An 18,208-nucleotide genomic window follows, 5' to 3' on the forward strand; every position below is an offset into this window, starting at 1 on the left:
CCCCCGATCGGGGACGGCCGCTCTCGTCGGTACGGAGGGGTCAGATGATCGTCCAGGTGTCGCCGCTGCCCAGCAGGCCGGCGAGCTGCTGCTCGGGGGTCTCGGTGACCTTGGCCTTGGCGGCCGCGAGCTGAGCCTGCACCACGCTGTCGTAGGACGGTCGGTCCACCGAGCGGAACACCCCGATCGGAGTGTTGCGCAGGTCCAGGCCGGGCAGCCGGGACAGCGCGAAGGCGTAAGCAGGGTCGGTCACCGTCGCGTCGTGCACGACGATCTCCTCCGGGCGGACCGAGTTGGTGTCCCGGACCTCCAGGCCGAAGCCGCCCGGCGGGTGCACCACGCAGAACTGCCCGTCGGCCCCGAAGGTGATCGGCTGGCCGTGCTCCAGGCGGATCAGGTAGTCGTCCCGCGTGGACGGGTCCTTGAGCTGCTCGAACGCCCCATCGTTGAAGATGTTGCAGTTCTGGTAGATCTCCACGAACGCCGAACCCTCGTGCTCCGCGGCGGCCCGCAGCACCGACTGGAGGTGCTTGCGGTCCGAGTCGATGGTGCGGCCCACGAAGCTGGCCTCCGCCCCGAGCGCGAGCGAGAGCGGGTTGAACGGGGCGTCCGCCGAGCCGGCCGGTGTCGACTTGGTGACCTTGCCGACCTCGGACGTCGGAGAATACTGGCCCTTGGTCAGACCGTAGATCCGGTTGTTGAACAGCAGGATCTTGAGGTTGACGTTGCGCCGCAGCGCGTGGATCAGGTGGTTGCCACCGATGGAGAGCGCGTCGCCGTCGCCGGTGACCACCCAGACCGACAGGTCCGGCCGGGACACCGACAGGCCGGTTGCGATGGCCGGGGCCCGACCGTGGATCGAGTGCATCCCGTACGTGTTCATGTAGTACGGGAAGCGGGACGAGCAACCGATCCCGGAGACGAAGACGGTGCGCTCCCGGGGGATGTTCAGCTCCGGCATGAACTGCTGGATGGCTGCCAGGATCGCGTAGTCACCGCAGCCGGGGCACCAGCGCACCTCCTGGTCGGACTTGAAGTCCTTCGCGGTGAGCTTGACGGCGACGGGCTCAGACATTCTTCAGCACCTCTTCCAGCGTCGTCTCCAGCTCGGCGGCCGTGAACGGAAGACCGCGGACCTGGTTGTAGCTGATCGCGTCGACCAGGTAGCGGGCCCGGATGACGTGGGCCAGCTGGCCCAGGTTCATCTCCGGGATGACCACCTTGTCGTACGAGCGGAGCACCTCACCGAGGTTGGCCGGCATCGGTGCCAGGTGCCGCAGGTGCGCCTGAGCGATGGAGAGACCACGCTGGCGGACCCCGCGGCACGCCGCGCCGATCGGCCCGTACGTCGAGCCCCAGCCGAGGACCAGCACCCGGGCGTCGCCGTCCGGGTCCTCCACCTCGATATCCGGCACCGGGATCGTCTCGATCCGGGCGGCCCGGGTGCGCACCATGAAGTCGTGGTTGGCCGGGTCGTAGGAGATGTCGCCGGTCTTGTCGGCCTTCTCCAGACCGCCGATCCGGTGCTCCAGGCCCGCGGTGCCGGGAATCGCCCACGGCCGGGCCAGGGTCTCCGGGTCACGCAGGTAGGGCAGGAAGGTGGTGCCGTCCTCGCCGTTGGGCTTGGTGGCGAACTCGACCCGCAGGTCGGGCAGCGACTCCACGTCCGGCAGCAGCCACGGCTCGGAGCCGTTGGCGACGTAGTTGTCGGACAGCAGGATCACCGGGGTGCGGTAGGTGAGCGCGATCCGGGCCGCCTCCAGCGCCGCGAAGAAGCAGTCCGACGGTGACCGGGGCGCGATCACCGCGACCGGCGCCTCACCGTGCCGACCGTAGAGCGCCATGTTGAGGTCGGCCTGCTCGGTCTTGGTCGGCATGCCGGTGGACGGGCCGGCGCGCTGCACGTCCACGATCACCAGCGGCAGCTCCAGCGCCACCGCGAGCGAGATCGTCTCGCTCTTGAGCGCCACGCCGGGACCGCTGGTGGTGGTCACGCCGAGCGACCCGCCGTAGGAGGCGCCCAGTGCGGCGCCGACGGCCGCGATCTCGTCCTCGGCCTGCACTGTGAGAACGCCGAAGCGCTTGTGCTTGCTCAGCTCGTGCAGGATGTCCGACGCGGGCGTGATCGGGTACGCGCCGAGGAAGACAGGCAGCCCGGAGCGGACCCCGGCGGCGACCAACCCCAGCGAGAGCGCCGCGTTGCCGGTGATGTTGCGGTACGTGCCCGGCTTCATCTTGGCCGGCTTGACCTCGTAGCGGACCCCGAAGTCCTCGGTGGTCTCGCCGAAGTTCCAGCCGGCCTTGAAGGCGGCGACGTTCGCGGCGACCAGCTCCGGACGGGCCGCGAACTTGCGCTCCAGGAAGCGCAGCGTCGACTCGTAGGGCCGGGAGTACATCCAGGAGAGCAGCCCGAGCGCGAACATGTTCTTCGACCGCTCGGCGTCCTTCTTGGACACCTGGTGGGCGGCGAGCGCGCCGACCGTCATCGAGGTCAGCGCCACCGGGTGCACCACGTAACCGGCCAGCGAGTCGTCGTCCAGCGGGCTGGCCTGGTAACCGACCTTGGCAAGGTTGCGCTTGGTGAACTCGTCGGTGTTGACGATGATGTCCGCGCCGCGCGGCAGATCGGCCAGGTTGGCCTTGAGCGCCGCCGGGTTCATCGCCACCAGCACGTTGGGCGCGTCGCCCGGCGTGAGGATGTCGTAGTCGGCGAAGTGCACCTGGAAGCTCGACACGCCGGGCAGGGTGCCGGCGGGGGCCCGGATCTCGGCGGGGAAGTTTGGCAGCGTAGAGATGTCGTTGCCGAGCTGCGCCGTCTCCGAGGTGAACCGGTCGCCGGTCAGCTGCATGCCGTCGCCGGAGTCACCGGCGAACCGGATGACCACCCGGTCGAGTTGACGGATCTGCTTGGTCACTGTGCCACCTTCGTTCGCGACTGCGGGGCTTGCCCGGCCACGGAACCTCCTTGACGCAACGCTTCACCGCACCGCCCAGGGCTGGTCCGGCCGCTGTCGTTCCTCACCTGAGAGCCTACGTCTAAGGGAGCCCTAACCATCCCCGGAGGTCCGCCGACTGGGACCGGATCGGGATGCGAAATGCCCACTTCTGTGGGGTTACGCACCGCCCGCCGTAATTCAGATCACCACCGGGTCGCGCCGACGACCCCGGCCGCGCGCTGCCGGGGTCGTCAGTCGATCAGTCGACCGGGTTGGGCGCGGGCTCGGGCGGCGGACCGCCGAGCCCGCGGCGCAGCGAGGTCGTGGCCAGCGTGAGAGCCAGCACCATCAGCAGCGTGGAGACCGCGATCAGGATGACCGCGGTGCGCTGCACCGAGGTCAACCCGCCGTCCCCGGTCGTGGCGCCGGCGGGCAGTACGCCCTGCGAGCCGGTCGGCGCGGGCGGGGAGACCACCGGCGTGGCCAGTGCGGCCGCCGCGGTGATCCGGAAGCTCATCTGCACCCGACGGGTCGGGCCGCTGCGTGGATCGAGTTGACCGATCACGGCCCCGGACAGCGGCGCCTCCCGCTGCGCCTGCGGCGTCGCCTCCACCGGTAGCTGCACCTCGGCGGTCGTGCCCGCCAGCACCAGGCCGGCGTCGCAGCGGGTACGCGTCGGGTCGACCGCCACGCAGCCGAGCGGTGGGGTCGGCACGGTCACCCCGGCCGGCAGGACGACCTCGACCCGGCCGGCGGCGTCCACAGCGCCGGTGTTGCCCAGCCGGAGGGTGAGGGTGCTGGGGCCGCCGCTGATGTCGAAGGGCTCCTCGTCGGCGGCGAGCGCGATCCCGGGCACCGGCGGGCCCGCTGGGAAGAGCACCGCGAAGCCCTGGTCGTCGGTCGCCTCCCCGACCGCTCCCGGCGCGTCCGCGATGACCTGGACGGAGCCGCTGAGCGGCATCTGCTTCCACGCCGTGCCAGCGACCCGCAGCCGGAGCACGGTGCTGAACCGGACGCCCGCTCCGGCGGTCCAGGCACCGCATCGGTACGTCCCACCACCGTCGGCGACGCAGCCCTTCGTGCCGGCGTCGGTCAGCCCGGCGGGCAGCGTGTACGAGAGTCGGATCTGTTCCGTGGTGGTACCGGTGTTGTGCACCGTGACCTGGAGGGTGGCTGCCGTGCTCGGCGTGTTCCAGTACGCCTCGGTGAGGGTGACGTCGCCGGTGGTGACCTGCACGCCCAGCGGGCTCTGCGGCGGCGGCGCCGAACCCGGGGCGGGCGGGCGGACCGTCGGCGCCGGCGGCGTTGGCGGGGCCGGGGGTGTCGTCGGTGGCACCGGGGGAGTTGAGCTGGGCGGTCGGGTGGTGCCACCTGGTGCGGGCGCGCTGGTGGTCGGCGCTGGCGGGATCTCCGGGGCGGTGGTCACCGGCGCCGGTGGCGTCGACTCCGGTGGTGGTGCGGTGGTCTCCGGTGCCGGGTCGGTCGGCTCCGGTTCACCGCCCGGGTCTTCGGTCGGGGTGGGCTCCTCCGCCGGTGTGGTCGGCGGCCCCTCGCCTCCCGGTTCGTTGACCGGCTCGGCCGAGGTCGCGACCGGGTCCGCGTCCGGTGCGGCCGCGCTGGCCCACGCCGGCCCCACGGCGAGCGCCGTGAGCAGGCCGAGCGCGAGCGCGGTCGCCAGCAGGGGCGTGGAACGCCGCCCCTCCGCCCGGTTACCGGGCGATGCCTTCACGCGGGCCATCTGTCCTCCGGTGACATGGGTGGGTGTCCAATATTCGGTAACAGTTGCCCCGGTGCACTAGTCCCATCTGGAAACAAATCCGTAACGTGTTTGGGACGACCCCTCCGGGCGGACGGTAGGCTCCCGACTGTGAACGGATACCTGGGCTCGTACGCGACGCTCGGGCTCCTGCTGCTCGCCAGCGTTGTCTTCTTCGTTACGGCGTTCTCGGCCAACCGGGTGTTACGCCCGGCGCGTCCGGCCGACCCGCCGGGCAAGCGGGCCAGCTACGAGTGCGGGCTCGACCCGGTCGGCGCCGACTGGGCGCAGATGCAGATCCGCTACTACGTGTACGCCTACCTCTACGTCCTGTTCGCGGTCGAGGCGGTGTTCCTCTTTCCCTGGGCGGTGGTCTTCGACCGGCCGGGCTTCGGTCTGGTGACGGTGGTGGAGATGGCGGTGTTCGTGGCCGTGCTCGCGCTCGGCATCCTCTACGCCTGGCGTAGGAACATCCTCCGCTGGACCTGAGCGCCACTGCCTCCGGCGATCGTGTCGGTCCGTCCGGCCGTTCGCGGTCGGTTACGGCGACGACCGGTCAGGCGAGCCCTCGGCGGGTGGCAGTGGGCGGGCGGTCGCCTCGGATCGAGGCCACCATGTCCAGCACCCGGCGGGTCGGGCCGACCTGGTGGGCCCGGAAGACCCGGGCGCCCGACCAGGCCGAGACGGCCGTCGCGGCGAGCGTCCCCTCCAGCCGTTCGGCCACCGGCAGGCCCAACGTCTCACCGATGAAGTCCTTGTTGGAGAGCGCCACCAGCACCGGCCAGCCGGTCGCGGTCAGCTCGTCCAGTCGGCGGGTGATCTCCAGCGAGTGCCGGGTGTTCTTGCCGAAGTCGTGCGCCGGGTCGATGAGGATGCCGTCGGGGCGTACCCCTGCCGCCACCGCGCCCTCGGCGAGCCCGGTCACCGTCGCGACCACGTCGGCGACCACGTCGGTGAAGGCTGCCCGGTGCGGCCTGGTCCGCGGCGTCAGCCCGCCGGCGTGCGAACAGACCAGGCCGGCGCCGGTCCGGGCGGCCACCCGGACCAACGCCGGGTCGACGCCCGACCAGGTGTCGTTGAGGAGGTCGGCCCCGGCCGCCACGGCCTCCGTCGCCACCTCGGCCCGCCAGGTGTCGATGGAGATCACCACCTCCGGAAACGCGGCTCGGACGGCGGCGATGGTGTCCACCGTGCGCCGGATCTCCTCGGCGACGTCCACGTCCGCGCCGGGGCCGGCCTTGACGCCGCCGATGTCGATGATGGCCGCGCCCTCGTCCACCGCCCGCTCCACAGCGCGAAGAGCGCTGTCCGCGGCGTAGGTGGCCCCGCGGTCGAAGAACGAGTCCGGCGTGCGGTTGATGATCGCCATCACCACCAGCTCGCCGGGGGCGAACGTGTGCCCACCCAGCCGAAGCGCCCCGGCCATGCCCGCCTCCTGGAAGTTCACGCCGTCGCCGCCGCGTCGGCCGGTCCCGACGCTAGTCGGTCGCCCGTCCACGATTCCGGCCGGGCGTCGGCACCGATCGTGATCGAGGCGGGTGGCGGGGTCGCTCCCGGCCGGCTGCCATGCCACGATCAGTACATGGGTCAGCTTCTGCTCCTCCTGGTTGTGGCGTTGACCGTCGCGGCGGTGATATTCGGCGTGACGGTGCTGGTCAGCGGGCGTGATCCCGGCCTGGTGCCGGCCGAGCCGGATTCGCAGGCCGTGGCGTTGCCGGGCACCCGCCCGTTGCGCGAATCCGACGTGGGGGCGGTCCGTTTCGACACCGGGTTGCGCGGGTACCGGATGGACCAGGTCGATCAGGCGTTGCGCCGTGCCGCCTACGACATCGGTTACAAGTCCGAGCTGATCGGCGTACTGGAGTCGGAGGTCATCGCCTTGCGTGAGGGGCGCACCGACGATGCGGACGTGCTGCGGCAGGCCCGCGAGCAGTCCGCCAGCAAGGTGGCTCCCGCGGAAGCGGCTGAGCCGGGCGAGGCGGCCGAGCCGGGCGAGGCAGTGGATTCGGGTAAAGACGTGCCGCTGACCGGCGAGGCGGGCTCGGCCCCGGTCGGCTCGACGACTCCCGGCCCGTTGCCCGCCGCCAGCTCGTCCCCGGCGGATTCCGACGGGGTGGCTCCCGCCGCCGCGCCCGCCGACGACGAGTCGGCCGATCGCGAGCAGACCGCCGGCACCGAGCAGCGCGACGCGGTGGTTCGGTCGGAGTCGGCGTGACCGAGCCGGAGGGCGCTGACGATCTTCGCGACGCGGCCCGACCCGGCGCCGGTGAGGTGACCGCCACGGTGATCGTCGAGGCCCCGGCGGCGCGGGTGTTCGCCGCGCTGCTCGCCTGGGAACGTCAGTCCGACTGGATCCCGTTCACCCGCGTCCGGGTGGTCGAGGGCGACGGGCGCGAGGGCAGCCGGATCGAGGCGGTGACCGCGCTCGGCCGGGCGACGCTGCGCGACGAGATGCGGGTGGTCCGGGTCGACGAGCCGTACGAGATCGGCGTCGTGCACCACGGCCAGCTGCTGCGTGGCCCGGGGGTGCTGCGCTGCACCCAGCTGGACCGGGACCGCACCCAGGTCGTCTGGCACGAGTGGTTCCACCTGCCGGGCGGTCGGGCCGGTCGGCTGGCCTGGCCGGTGCTCTGGCCCGGCTCCAAGCTCGGCCTCACCCAGGCGCTGAAGAGGTTTGCCCGTCTGGTCGAGCAGGGCCGGCTGCCCTGACCGGCGAGCCCGGTGCCGGCTGCCAGCCGGGTGCGCGGAAGAGATGCCCGACCCGGTGCCGCCAGGTCACCGCGGCGCGCACGTCCCGGGCGATCGAGGCGTACTCGTGGAAGGCCACCCGGACCGGGTTGTAGCTGCCGAGGTTCTTGGTCAGGCCGTACACGCAACGTTCCCGTTCCGGCGCGAACGACTTGAAGAGCCGGTCCCAGACGATCAGGATGCCGCCGAAGTTGCGGTCCAGGTAGCTGCCCTGCGACGCGTGGTGCACCCGGTGGTGCGACGGGGTGTTGAACACCGCCTCGTACCAGCGCGGCATCTTCTCGATCCGCTCGGTGTGGATCCAGAACTGGTAGAGCAGGTTGACCGAGCCGCAGAACGCGACCACGGCCGGGTGGACGCCGGCCACGATCAGCGGAATGTAGAACACCCAACTGGTAAGGCCGGTCCATGGCTGGCGCAGCGCTGTGGAGAGGTTGAACCGCTGCGACGAGTGGTGCACCACGTGCGAGGCCCAGAGGATGCGGATCACGTGGTGGCCGCGGTGCGACCAGTAGTAGCAGAAGTCCTGCGCGAGCAGGATCAGCGGCCAGGTCCACCAGAGTTCGGCGACCCGCAGCGGGGTGAGCGCGTAGAGCAGCGCGTACGCGGCGGCGATCGGCACCTTCCAGAGCAGGTCGGCGAAGATGCTGCCCAGCCCCATCGTCAGGCTGGTCGCTGTGTCGGCGCCGCCGTAGCCGACCTCGTCGTCGTCGCGGTGCAGCAGGTAGGAGACCCGCTCCAGCACGATGAGCAGCACGAAGGCCGGGATCGACCAGGCGATGACGTCCGGGAACTCCTTCACCGCGTGGCCTCCGCTCGCCGTCACCGGTCGGGGCGCACCGTCGGGTGACCTCGACCTACCGGTCGGTAACAAGCACCATAGGCAGCCGGGCGGCCGGTGGCAATGGGCTGTCGGACGGATGCCCTAGCGTGTACGAGGTGACTGACCTGGTGATCGGCGCGGATGGGCTGGCTCGCTGCGCCTGGGGGTCGAGCACCCCCGACTACGCCATCTACCACGACACGGAGTGGGGGCGGCCGCTGCGCGGCGACGACGCGCTCTACGAGCGGATGACGCTGGAGGCGTTCCAGTCCGGGTTGTCCTGGCTGACCATCCTGCGCAAGCGTCCGGCGTTCCGGCTGGCCTTCGACGAGTTCCACATCCCGACCGTCGCCCGCTACGACGACGCCGACGTCACCCGGCTGCTCGCCGACGCCGGCATCGTCCGCAACCGGGCCAAGATCGAGGCGGCGATCGCCAACGCCCGCGCCGCACTGGAGCTGCCGGAGGGTCTGTCCGCCCTGCTCTGGTCCTTCGCGCCGGAGCCCCGGCCAACTCGCCCCGCCTCGTTCGCCGAGCTGGCACCGATCACCCCGGAGTCCACGGCGATGGCCAAGGCACTCAAGAAACGCGGCTTCCGGTTCGTCGGCCCGACCACCGCCTACGCGCTGATGCAGGCCACCGGGATGGTCGACGATCACATCGTCGGCTGTCACGTCACCCTCCCACCGGCGACGTGATGAGATGGCAGGCATGACGACCGAGACCGCGCACCGGGCCGGTGCGGCCGGCAACGCCGACGGGGTGGGCACCTGGGCGGTGCTGCTGCCCGCCGAACGGTACGAGGCCGAGCGGCTCGTGCACCACGACACGCTGGAGCTGACCGGGCTGACCGACGTCGCCCGGCCAGGGCTGGGCGACCAGGTGGCCGTGCTTGTCGACGCGCCGCCACGGCTGGTGGCCCTCGGCCGGGTCACCGCACCGGGACGACGCCACCGCGAAGACCCGGACGACCCGCAGTCCCCGGTCGAGCCGGGCACGCTCGTCGTCGCGTACACCCGGCGGGCCTTCGACGAGCCGGTGCCGGCCGACCTGCTGACGCTCGACGGGCCGGTCACCGCGGTGGAGCCGGCGGCCTTCCGGGCGCTGGCCGACCAGCTCGGCCCGCCTCCGGCGCGGCGCACCTGGCTGGTCAGCCTCGACCTGCCGATCGAGGCCGGCACACCGGCCGAGGCGGTACGGCTGTTCTGGTCCTACGTGCAGGAGCTGGGCCCGCGTGAGCTGCCCGCCTTCGTCTCGCCGGCCGGCGACGAGCTGGCCATGCAGGCGTTCGTGCTGGGCGAGCAGGCCAACCAGGACCCGGAAGAGGACGACTAGAAGAGCTTGTCCACTCGTCCCCGCCAGTCGGCGAGGATGGGGCCCGGGTCGGTGTCCAGCACCCGCTCCAGCAGCGTGGCGTAGACGTCCCGGAAGTCGGTGGTGTATTTCAGGTCGCCGTCGTCGAGGTCGGTGAGGCTCGGTGGTGCGCCGTGCCAGCCGCCCCGGACGCCCGCGCCGAGCAGCAGCACGTCCGAGGCGGTGCCGTGGTCGGTGCCGTCCGAGGCGTTGGCCCGTACCCGACGGCCGAACTCGGAGTAGACCGCCACCACCACCTTTCGGCCCGCCTCGGTGCGACTCATCCGGTCGGCGAACCCGGTCAACGCCCGGTCCAGCTGACCCAGCAGGACGGCCTGCAACTGCTTCTCGTCGGCGTGCGTGTCGAAGCCACCCAACGACACCGAGAAGACCCGGGTGGACACTCCCGCCTCGACGCACTGCGCCACCAGGTCGAGCTGCGCGTCCAGTGGGGTGCGGGCCCCGCCGGTGGCCGTCGCGGGCGCCTGTTCGCCGTCCGGGTCCGTCGTGTCCGGGTCGGCGGAGTCGCGTACCTGGCGGATCATCTCGTCCACCGACCGCAGGTCGGCGAAGCAGGCGGCGGCCCGACCCCGGGCCGCCGACTCGCCCGCCTCGGCGGCGGCGAACGCGGTCAGTGTTGCCGCGGGCAGCCCCTTTGCGGCCTTCCGGTCGGTCACCGGCACGGCCGCGCCGGCGCTCTGGGCCCCGGCCAGCAGCGGTGGCAGCGCCGGCTCGAAGGAGACCGCCAGCCGGGGATCACCGCCGGCGCGGTCCAGCCACCGCCCGAGCCAGCCGGTGTTGCCGGGCCGGTCCGGTTGCGCGGTGTGCCAGATGTCCATCGAACGGAAGTGGCTGCGGTCCGGCTTCGGGTAGCCGACTCCGCGCACGATCGCCAGCCCACCGCCGGACCAGCGCTGGTGCAGGCCGGCCAGCGCCGGGTTGAGGCCGAAGCCGTCGTCCAACCGCCGCACCTCCCCGTCCGGGTACGCCAGCTCCGGGCGTGCCGCCCGGTAGGCCGGGTCGCCGTACGGAATGACGGTGTTGAGCCCGTCATTGCCGCCGTAGAGGGTCACCAGCACCAGGGTGCGGGACTGCGGGTCGCGGTCCCCGCTGGTGTCCAGCAGGTCCCGCAGGCTGTACGCGCCGGCCCCGGCGGCCAACGCGCCCGCGCCGACCACCCCGCTGGTCAGCAGGAACCTGCGTCGGGTCAGGGTGTCCATGTCGACTCCTCCGCTCAGCTGACTGTGTATTCGGGGCTGACCAGGCCGGCGGCCAGCAGTTTGCGGGGCTCACCGGCCAGCGGGGTGAGAGCGGCGCGGGTGCGCGCGCCCCAACCGTCCACCACCAGCAGTCGGGCCAGCGCGTCCGGTCGGCCGGCGGTGGGCGCGGCGGTCAGGCGGGCCAGCACCGCTGGTGCCGTGGCGGCGGCGAGCACCCCGGCCGTCCGCAGCCGGGCCTGTAACGACGAGGTGGTCAGCCACGCGGACCCGGCCGGCCAACCGCCCACGCTCGGTGGGCGCAACGGCACCTGGTCGAGCGCGTTCAGACCGGCCAACAGTTGTTTACGTTGCTGCTCGGGCAGCGCGGACGGTCGGATGCCGAGCTGCCGCAGCGCACCGACCAACCACTCCACCGGCTGCTTCACCAGCGTCCCCCGGGTCTGCGCGAAGGCCGGTGCGGAGAAGAGCGCGCGCACTGTCGCGATGGTGTCCTCGCCGGCCAGGCCATCCGGTGCCGGGGTCTCGGTGCCGGCGTAGCGGAACCAGAGCCGACCGGCCACGAAGGTCGCCGCCGCCGGTTGGGCAGCCAGCAGGCCGGCGTACGCCTCGGCGTCGAACCGGCCACTCTGCCCGAGGATGCGCTTCTCGCCGGGGTCGTGCCGGCGGGCCTCGAAGCGGGCCGCACCGGTACGCCGGTCGACCACCCAGCCGGTCAGGGCCCGCGCGCCGGCCTTCACGTCGGCCTCGCTGTAGGCGCCGATGCCGAGGGTGAACAACTCCATCAGCTCGCGGGCCAGATTCTCGTTCGGTGCCTTGCGGGTGTTCTTCTGCCCGTCCAGCCAGACGATCAGGGCGGGGTCGCGCACCATCGCGGCGACCAGCGGGCCCAGCGGCCCACGACCGTGCCGGCGCAGCGTCTCCAACTGGCCCACCATCAGCCGCGCCGACTTGACCTTCTGCGCGCTGGTGGCCCAGTGCCCGTGCCAGAAGAAGAGCAACTTCTCGGTCAGCCCGTCCTCGGCGGCCACCATCCGGTCCAGCCACCACTCGGTGACCTGCTGGAGTTGCTTGCGGCGCTCCGCGTTGGCCTGCTGCCGTTGCTCACGGGTCGAGTCCTTGGTCAGCCCGGCGTACGGGTCCGGGGGCAGCGTCGGGACCGGTGTGGCCGCCGCACCCCGGTCCGTCCCTGTCGGGGTGAGCAGCCGGTCCAGTGTCGCCGCCGGCCCGGCCCGCTCGGCCGCGTCCACCTCGTCGGCGGTCGGGCCGAAGGTGGCCCGGCGCAGCAGGTGCGCCACCGATTCACGATCGCTCATACCGGCCGACGCTAGGCGTCCCGTGTTCGAGGACGGTAAGGGCGGCGTCCGGATCGCGTTCAGCGTCCCTCGAAGACCGGTTTCTGCTTGCCGACGAAGGCGAGGGTGGCCGCCCGGTGGTCGGCGGTGGCGCCGCAGATCGACTGGGCCTGCGCCTCGGCGGCGAGGGCGTCGGCGAGGGTGCCGGCGTCGGCGATGGAGAGCTGTCGCTTGATCGCCCCGTACGCGACGGTCGGGCCGGCGGCGAGGCGGGCGGCCAACTCCTGGGCGACGGGCAACACCTGCTCGTCGTCGTCCGTCAGCCGGTTGAGCAGGCCCAACCGGCAGGCCTCCTCGGCGCGGACCGGCTCGGCCAGCATCAGCAGCTCCACGGCCTTGGCGTGGCCGACCAGTCTGGGCAACGTCCAGGAGGCGCCGGTGTCGGCGGCGAGACCGACCTTGGCGAAGGCCATCAGGAAATTGGTGGTCGGACCGCCGATGCGGATGTCGGCCAGGAACGCCAGCGACGCGCCCGCCCCGGCGGCCATCCCGCGAACCGCGGCGATCACCGGCTTGGGCAGGTTGGCGAGCCGGGCGGCGATCGGGTTGTAGTGCGCCCGCACGGTGCCCAACGGGTCACTGGCGGAGTTTTCCAGGATGGCCACGTGCTCGCGAAGGTCCTGCCCGGCGCTGAACGACCCGCCGGCCCCGGCCAGGACTACCGCGCGGCAGGACCTGTCGGTCTCCAGTTCCGCGAGGGCGTCCCGCAGCGCCTCCTTGAGCGCCACGTCGAGCGCGTTCATCGCGTTCGGCCGGTTCAGCGTGAGGGTGACGACGGCATCGGTCCGGTCGACCAGCAGCGGCTCGGTCACGTGTCTAACGACCCTTCTGTCGGACGATGCGGTTGCCGGCGTCGAGGCACTGTTCGACGTACCGGTCGGCGGCCGGACGCAGGCGGGCTGCGTGCCGGTCGAAGAAACTGGCCGCGGCGGTGCCGGGCCACCGCTCGGGCAGCAGCGCCGGGGGCAGCTGCGGATCCTGGAAGAGGAACGTACGCCACGCGTGCACGAGGCGGAATCGCGCCGCGTACGCCTCCTCGTCGCTGCTGCGCACGGTGACCGCGGCGAGCAGCGGGCGCTGGTCCGCGACGAACCGCTCGTAGGCGCGACCGATCTCGGCCAGGTTCCAGGCGCGTCGGACCACTCCCATCGCGCCGGGGGTGCCGGAGAAGTGCGAGGCGGTGAACCGCTCGAACCGGATGCCGGTCTCGGCGAGGAGCAGGTCGACATCCTCGGCGGGGCGGGTGGCGACCCAGGTCTGCTCGTCGAGCGTCCCGTAGCCGAGGAAACTCAGGTTGGCGGCGAGCCGCTGGCGGTCCCGCCGGGCGCCCGGGGCCTCCAACACCAGCAGATCGAACCGGCCGTCCCAGGTGACCCGGCCGGTCCGGTAGATCCGGGCCGCTGCCTCGTCGAGTCGGCGGGCAGCTTTAGGTGTGATCGAATATCCCGGTCCGGAGACCAACCGGAGGGGCTCGAGCCAGCCTTGACGCACCATCCGGGAGACGGCGGTGCGAACTGCTGGCGGTGCGATTCCCAGCGGCGCCAGTAGCTTGACCAGGGCAGCAACCGGTGCCCGGCCACCCCTCGGACGGAGGTGGTCGCCGTACAGGTCGAAGAGTGCCGACCGTGCCTGCATGACCGCACATTGTGACAGGCCTTCTCAAGATAAGCTAGATGCTGTTACATCAATGCTGCTCCGGTTTGGGTCCGGCGGTGTTCATCAGGGAAAATCGTTGGTCGACACCCCCGTGACCGTTGCGGGTGGTCGTGACGAAGTGGCTGTGGGGCAACCCACCGACCCTGGTGTAGGTCTGAGGGGAGACAACATGGCGGCGATGAAGCCGCGGACGGGCGACGGTCCGCTGGAAGTCACCAAGGAGGGGCGGGGCATCGTCATGCGGGTCCCGCTGGAGGGCGGTGGCCGGCTCGTCGTCGAGATGACTCCCGACGAGGCCAACGCGCTCGGTGACGCACTGAAGGCAGCGGCCGGCTGAGTAAGGAGTGCTCCGGGCGGCTCACGCCGCCCGGAACGTTCTTCAGGCCCTGAGCCACCGGAATCACCGGTGGCTCAGGGTCTTCAACGCTGTGGGCAGGTGGGTTCGCTGCCGGCCCGCGACACTTTCCTGGAGGTACGGTTCCGCGTGCTCGCCATCCGTCTGATCGCTGAGCCGGACCGGCTCGACGTCCTCGTCCTGCCCGTCCGCTCCGCCGATTCGACGGCGGAAGGTGACACCTCGGCCGAGCCGGTATCGACCGCCGTGGCGGGCCCGGACGGCACGGCCGACGAGGCGGGCGCGCTGGCGTCAGCGGCCCGGCTGACGGGCCGAGCCGGCGAGATCCACACCCAGCTGCGCCCCGGACGCACCCCCGGCCGGCTGCTGCTGCTCGGCATCGGCGACGGCGGCGAGGCGGCCTGGCGGACGGCCGGCGCGACCCTGGCCCGCTCAGCTTCGGCTGAGACGCATATCACCATCGCGTTGCCGGCCGAGGTGGCCCCGGCCGCGGTGCGCGGCTTGACCGAGGGGCTGCTGCTCGCCCCGTACCGGTTCCGACTCACCGAGGCAGGCGACCGACCGGCACTCACCGGCGTCGACCTGCTGCTCGACGACCCCACCGGGTACGAGGACACCGTCGCCACGGCCCGCACCACGGCCGCGATGACCCATCTCGCCCGGGACCTGACCAACACCCCCTCCTCGGTGAAGACCCCGCAGTGGTTCGCCGACCAGGTGGCCTCCGCCGCAGCCGACGTTGCGGACCTTCGGCTGCGGGTCCGTGGCCCGGCCGAGCTGACCACCGAGGGCTTCGGTGGGATCCTCGCCGTGGGCGGTGGCTCCGCCAGCGGACCCCGGCTGGTCGAACTGGACTGGCACCCCGCCAACGCGCGCACCCACGTGGCGCTGATCGGCAAGGGCATCACCTTCGACACCGGCGGCATCTCGATCAAGCCGGTGGCGTCGATGAAGTTGATGCGCAAGGACATGGCCGGCGCGGCCGCGGTCGTCGCCGCCACCCTGGGCGCCGCCGCGCTGCGGCTGCCGGTCCGGATCACCACGCTGGCCCCGCTGGCCGAGAACATGGTCAGCGGCTCGGCGTTCCGCCCCGGCGACGTCATCCGGCACTACGGCGGTACGACCAGCGAGACGACCAACTCCGACGCCGAGGGTCGGCTGGTCCTCGCCGACGCGCTGGCGTACGCGGTGCAGCAGCTCAAGCCGGATCTGCTGCTCGACCTGGCCACGCTCACCGGCGCGAACTCGGTGGCGCTGGGCAAGCGCACCGCCGCCCTCTACAGCGAGAACGACGAGTTGGCCGCCAGCGTGCTGGCCGCGGCCGAGGCGGCCGGCGAGTCGGCGTGGCGGATGCCGCTGCACACCGACTACGTCGAGTACCTGGGCAGCGAGATCGCCGACCTCTACAGCGCACCCGCGCAGGGTGCCGGCTCGGTGCTGGCCGCGCTCTACCTGCGCGAGTTCACCGGCGAACTACGGGACCGCTGGCTGCACCTGGACATGTCCGCCCCGTCCTGGGCCGACGGCGACCAGGCCGAGGTCAGCCGCGGCGCCACCGGTTGGGGCGTCCGCTCGTTGCTGCGCTGGCTCGCCGACGTCAACTAGCGCCTGTCTCAGAGCCTCGGCTTGATCGAGGCGCTGACCCACCCTGGGGTCGGATCAGCACTTCACCGCGGCGAGTAGTCCGTGCCCGACCGGAAGCAGCGCGGGGATCCAGTGCTCCGACTCCCGGACCGCCTTGATCGTTTCGCGAACCGTCACCGTCTCCGCGTCGCGGGCGGACGGGTCGCCGATCCGGTCGCTGGCCAGCACACCGTTGAGCGCCAGCACTCCCCCCGGGCGCAACAGCCGCAGCGCCGCCTCCACACAGGCGTGGAAGCCGGTCGCCTCCGCGTCCACGAAGACCAGGTCGTACGCACCGTCGGCGAGCCGGGGCAGCACGTCGAGCGCCCGACCGGTGATGATCCGGGTACGCCCGGCCGCGAAACCGGCCTCGGCGAAGATCCGCCGGGCGATCCGCTGGTGCTCCACCTCCACGTCGATGGTGGTGAGCACGCCGTCGACGCGCATGCCGCGCAGCAACCAGACGCCGCTGACCCCGGTGCCGGTGCCGATCTCCACCACCGCACGGGCGTTGCCGGCGGCGGCCAGCAGTCGCAGCGCCGCCCCCGCGCCGGGGGTGACCGCGTCGAGGCCCACCTCCCGGGCCAGGCTGCGGGCGGTGCGCAGAACGAGATCCTCGGTGACGTACGACTCGGCGAAGTGCTGGGCCTGTGTCGTCGAACTGCCGGAACCGGCGACCGTGGCGATGGGGCACCTCCGGGGGCGGTGCGTGGTGCGGGGGCGGGTTGGCACTGTGAGCGTAGAGGCGACCGTCGTGGGGCGCAGCCGCGCCTCCGTCGGAAGCGATCACCGGGGGCAACCGCTGACTGCACCGCGTCCATCCGTGCAATCCTGGAGGCGGTATCCCGTCAGCCGCGACCAGACCGGCCCGTGGCCGGGCGACGCGGCGCGGGATCCGGGGACGGACTGGGAGGCACCGACGTGACCGACGGCTGGGACTGGCGCCGGGGCGGTGAGACTCCGGCTCCGGCGCGACCGCCCGGGGCAGGAGCCCCGTCGGTGGGGCCGCCGACCATGCCGGGGGCTGACCGCTCGCCCCTCGCCCCGCCAGGCAACGGACCGGCAGCGGGCTGGCCGGCGTCTTCCGGCGGGCCGACTCCGGGCTGGCCGGGGTCTTCCGGCGGAACGGCACCGGGCTGGCCGGCGCCGGCCGCGGGCGGGCCCAACTCGGCCGACGCGTCGGCCTGGTGGTCGGACGCGCTCGCCGACCCCTGGCGCGACCCGGCGGCCCCGACCGCGGTGGTGGTGCCCGGGGTGGTGGCCCCTGGCACCGAGCCCGAGCCGGTCACCGATCCCGACGCACCGGGCCGGCCGACGCTGCGCCACCTGTTGCTCATTCCCGTGATCACCGCGCTGTTGGCCGGCACCCTCGGTGGTGCGTTGGGCTACGCGTTCGCGGTGCGCGGCGGCGCTGGTGCGGCGGTCCTCGGCGGTGCGCCCGCAGAGGTGCCGGCACTGGCGCAGCGCAAACCGGAGTCGCTGGCCGGGGTCGCCGAACGGGTCCTGCCCAGCGTGGTCACCGTACGGGTGAGCAGCCTCGGCGGGACCAGTGAGGGCTCCGGCTTCGTCGCCACCGCCGACGGCCATGTGATCACCAATGACCATGTGGTGGCCGGCGGCACCGGCAAGGCCTCGGTGGTCTTCAACGACGGCAGCACCGCGCCGGCGACCATCGTCGGCCAGGACGCCGAGTCGGACATCGCGGTGATCAAGGTGAGTCGTCCCGGGTTGCGGCCTGTGGAGTTCGGCGACTCCGACGGGCTGGCGGTCGGCGACCCCGTGCTCGCCATCGGTTCGCCGCTGTCGCTCGCCAACACGGTCACCGCCGGCATCGTGAGCGCGCTGGACCGGACGATGCAGGCCGGCGAGCCGGGCGGCCCGGTGCGTTACTACGCGGCCATCCAGACCGACGCCGCGGTCAACCACGGCAACTCGGGCGGCCCACTCGTCGACGGCGCCGGCCGGGTGGTCGGAGTGAACTCCACCATCAAGTCACTCGTCGCCGAGGGACAGGAGGCGGGCAACATCGGGCTCGCCTTCGCCATCCCGATCAACCAGGCCAAGCGGGTGACCCAGGACATCATCGGCACCGGCAAGGCCCGACGTACGGTGATCGGCGCCCGGGCGGACGGCCCGACCGGGGTGGTCGGGGGCGGCCTGCGGCTGGCAGAGGTCGAGCCGTCCGGTCCCGCGGACGGCGCCGGGCTGAAGGTCGGCGACGTCATCCTCAAGATCAACGGACGGCCGATGACCGAGCCGACGGATCTGACCGCGTTGGTCCGCAAGTACGCGCCGGGCTCGGTCGTGACCGTCGAGTATCGGCGGGGCTCCGCCCGGCAGAACACCTCGGTAACTCTCGCCGCGGACGCGAAGTGACTCACCGCGG

At 72.3% G+C, this 18,208-nt stretch carries 18 protein-coding genes; 8 read left to right on the forward strand and 10 right to left on the reverse strand.

The features are described from left to right. Positions 1–40: 40 nt before the first annotated feature. The 3 genes from KBX08_RS07260 to KBX08_RS07270 form a co-directional block, all read right to left on the reverse strand. Positions 41–1,075 (reverse strand): 2-oxoacid:ferredoxin oxidoreductase subunit beta, encoded by a 1,035-nt coding sequence (locus KBX08_RS07260; protein WP_210781805.1) that lies wholly within the window; start codon positions 1,073–1,075, stop codon positions 41–43. Continuing rightward, positions 1,068–2,915: a 2-oxoacid:acceptor oxidoreductase subunit alpha gene (locus tag KBX08_RS07265; protein ID WP_210781806.1), complete on the reverse strand. Its 1,848-nt coding sequence runs from the start codon at positions 2,913–2,915 to the stop codon at positions 1,068–1,070. The genes KBX08_RS07260 and KBX08_RS07265 overlap by 8 nt, the downstream gene beginning before the upstream one ends. Positions 2,916–3,195: 280 nt before the next feature. Beyond that, positions 3,196–4,674 carry a hypothetical protein gene (locus KBX08_RS07270; RefSeq protein ID WP_210781807.1) on the reverse strand — a complete coding sequence of 493 codons (1,479 nt, stop codon included), beginning with the start codon at positions 4,672–4,674 and terminating at the stop codon, positions 3,196–3,198. Positions 4,675–4,803: 129 nt separating this feature from the next. On the opposite strand from KBX08_RS07270, the gene ndhC reads away from it, so the two are divergent. Further along, the gene (gene ndhC, locus KBX08_RS07275) at positions 4,804–5,181 is read left to right on the forward strand and encodes an NADH-quinone oxidoreductase subunit A (protein ID WP_210781808.1); all 378 of its coding nucleotides are present in this window, start codon (positions 4,804–4,806) and stop codon (positions 5,179–5,181) included. A gap of 67 nt (positions 5,182–5,248) precedes the next feature. Here the strand turns inward: ndhC and folP are convergent, their stop codons facing one another. Continuing rightward, positions 5,249–6,118 carry a dihydropteroate synthase gene (gene folP / locus KBX08_RS07280; RefSeq protein WP_210781809.1) on the reverse strand — a complete coding sequence of 290 codons (870 nt, stop codon included), beginning with the start codon at positions 6,116–6,118 and terminating at the stop codon, positions 5,249–5,251. A gap of 156 nt (positions 6,119–6,274) precedes the next feature. Here folP and KBX08_RS07285 point away from each other — a divergent pair, with 156 nt between their 5' ends. Continuing rightward, positions 6,275–6,907 (forward strand): DivIVA domain-containing protein, encoded by a 633-nt coding sequence (locus KBX08_RS07285; protein WP_210781810.1) that lies wholly within the window; start codon positions 6,275–6,277, stop codon positions 6,905–6,907. Beyond that, on the forward strand, positions 6,904–7,401 hold the full coding sequence (locus KBX08_RS07290) for an SRPBCC family protein (RefSeq protein WP_210781811.1): 498 nt from the start codon (positions 6,904–6,906) through the stop codon (positions 7,399–7,401). Before KBX08_RS07285 ends, KBX08_RS07290 begins: the two co-directional genes overlap by 4 nt. On the opposite strand, the gene KBX08_RS07295 is transcribed toward KBX08_RS07290, so the two are convergent. After that, positions 7,346–8,266 carry a sterol desaturase family protein gene (locus KBX08_RS07295; protein ID WP_307850469.1) on the reverse strand — a complete coding sequence of 307 codons (921 nt, stop codon included), beginning with the start codon at positions 8,264–8,266 and terminating at the stop codon, positions 7,346–7,348. The two genes, KBX08_RS07290 and KBX08_RS07295, sit on opposite strands and share 56 nt — an antisense overlap. A gap of 113 nt (positions 8,267–8,379) precedes the next feature. Here KBX08_RS07295 and KBX08_RS07300 point away from each other — a divergent pair, with 113 nt between their 5' ends. Then, positions 8,380–8,961 (forward strand): DNA-3-methyladenine glycosylase I, encoded by a 582-nt coding sequence (locus KBX08_RS07300; RefSeq protein ID WP_210781812.1) that lies wholly within the window; start codon positions 8,380–8,382, stop codon positions 8,959–8,961. Between the two features lie 13 nt (positions 8,962–8,974). After that, a complete protein-coding gene (locus KBX08_RS07305; protein ID WP_210781813.1) occupies positions 8,975–9,598 on the forward strand; it encodes a hypothetical protein in 624 nt (207 codons plus the stop codon). On the opposite strand, the gene KBX08_RS07310 is transcribed toward KBX08_RS07305, so the two are convergent. Genes KBX08_RS07310 through KBX08_RS07325 form a run of 4 tightly spaced genes read right to left on the reverse strand, consistent with a single transcriptional unit; the run spans position 9,595 to position 13,823 of the window. After that, positions 9,595–10,836, reverse strand: coding sequence for a DUF1501 domain-containing protein (locus tag KBX08_RS07310; protein WP_210781814.1), 1,242 nt, complete (start codon positions 10,834–10,836; stop codon positions 9,595–9,597). The two genes, KBX08_RS07305 and KBX08_RS07310, sit on opposite strands and share 4 nt — an antisense overlap. Before the next feature lie 14 nt (positions 10,837–10,850). Then, a complete protein-coding gene (locus KBX08_RS07315) occupies positions 10,851–12,149 on the reverse strand; it encodes a DUF1800 family protein (RefSeq protein ID WP_210781815.1) in 1,299 nt (432 codons plus the stop codon). A gap of 59 nt (positions 12,150–12,208) precedes the next feature. Continuing rightward, entirely contained in the window at positions 12,209–13,000 is a 792-nt protein-coding gene (locus KBX08_RS07320) for an enoyl-CoA hydratase-related protein (RefSeq protein WP_210781816.1), read from the reverse strand. A 4-nt stretch (positions 13,001–13,004) separates the two neighbouring features. Continuing rightward, a complete protein-coding gene (locus tag KBX08_RS07325; RefSeq protein ID WP_210781817.1) occupies positions 13,005–13,823 on the reverse strand; it encodes a PaaX family transcriptional regulator C-terminal domain-containing protein in 819 nt (272 codons plus the stop codon). Positions 13,824–14,013: 190 nt separating this feature from the next. Between KBX08_RS07325 and KBX08_RS07330 the strand changes: the two genes are divergently transcribed. Together KBX08_RS07330 and KBX08_RS07335 are read left to right on the forward strand one after the other, a co-directional pair. Then, positions 14,014–14,181: a DUF3117 domain-containing protein gene (locus KBX08_RS07330; RefSeq protein ID WP_007455245.1), complete on the forward strand. Its 168-nt coding sequence runs from the start codon at positions 14,014–14,016 to the stop codon at positions 14,179–14,181. Positions 14,182–14,328: 147 nt separating this feature from the next. Further along, positions 14,329–15,804, forward strand: a complete 1,476-nt coding sequence (locus KBX08_RS07335) for a M17 family metallopeptidase (protein WP_210781865.1) — start codon at positions 14,329–14,331, stop codon at positions 15,802–15,804. Positions 15,805–15,858: 54 nt separating this feature from the next. Here the strand turns inward: KBX08_RS07335 and KBX08_RS07340 are convergent, their stop codons facing one another. Beyond that, on the reverse strand, positions 15,859–16,428 hold the full coding sequence (locus KBX08_RS07340; protein ID WP_112581855.1) for an O-methyltransferase: 570 nt from the start codon (positions 16,426–16,428) through the stop codon (positions 15,859–15,861). 300 nt (positions 16,429–16,728) lie between these two features. Between KBX08_RS07340 and KBX08_RS07345 the strand changes: the two genes are divergently transcribed. Beyond that, on the forward strand, positions 16,729–18,198 hold the full coding sequence (locus KBX08_RS07345) for a trypsin-like peptidase domain-containing protein (RefSeq protein ID WP_374101930.1): 1,470 nt from the start codon (positions 16,729–16,731) through the stop codon (positions 18,196–18,198). The last annotated feature ends 10 nt before the right edge of the window (positions 18,199–18,208 follow it).

It is taken from the genome of Micromonospora sp. H61 (assembly GCF_018070325.1).
GTDB lineage: Bacteria > Actinomycetota > Actinomycetes > Mycobacteriales > Micromonosporaceae > Micromonospora > Micromonospora salmantinae.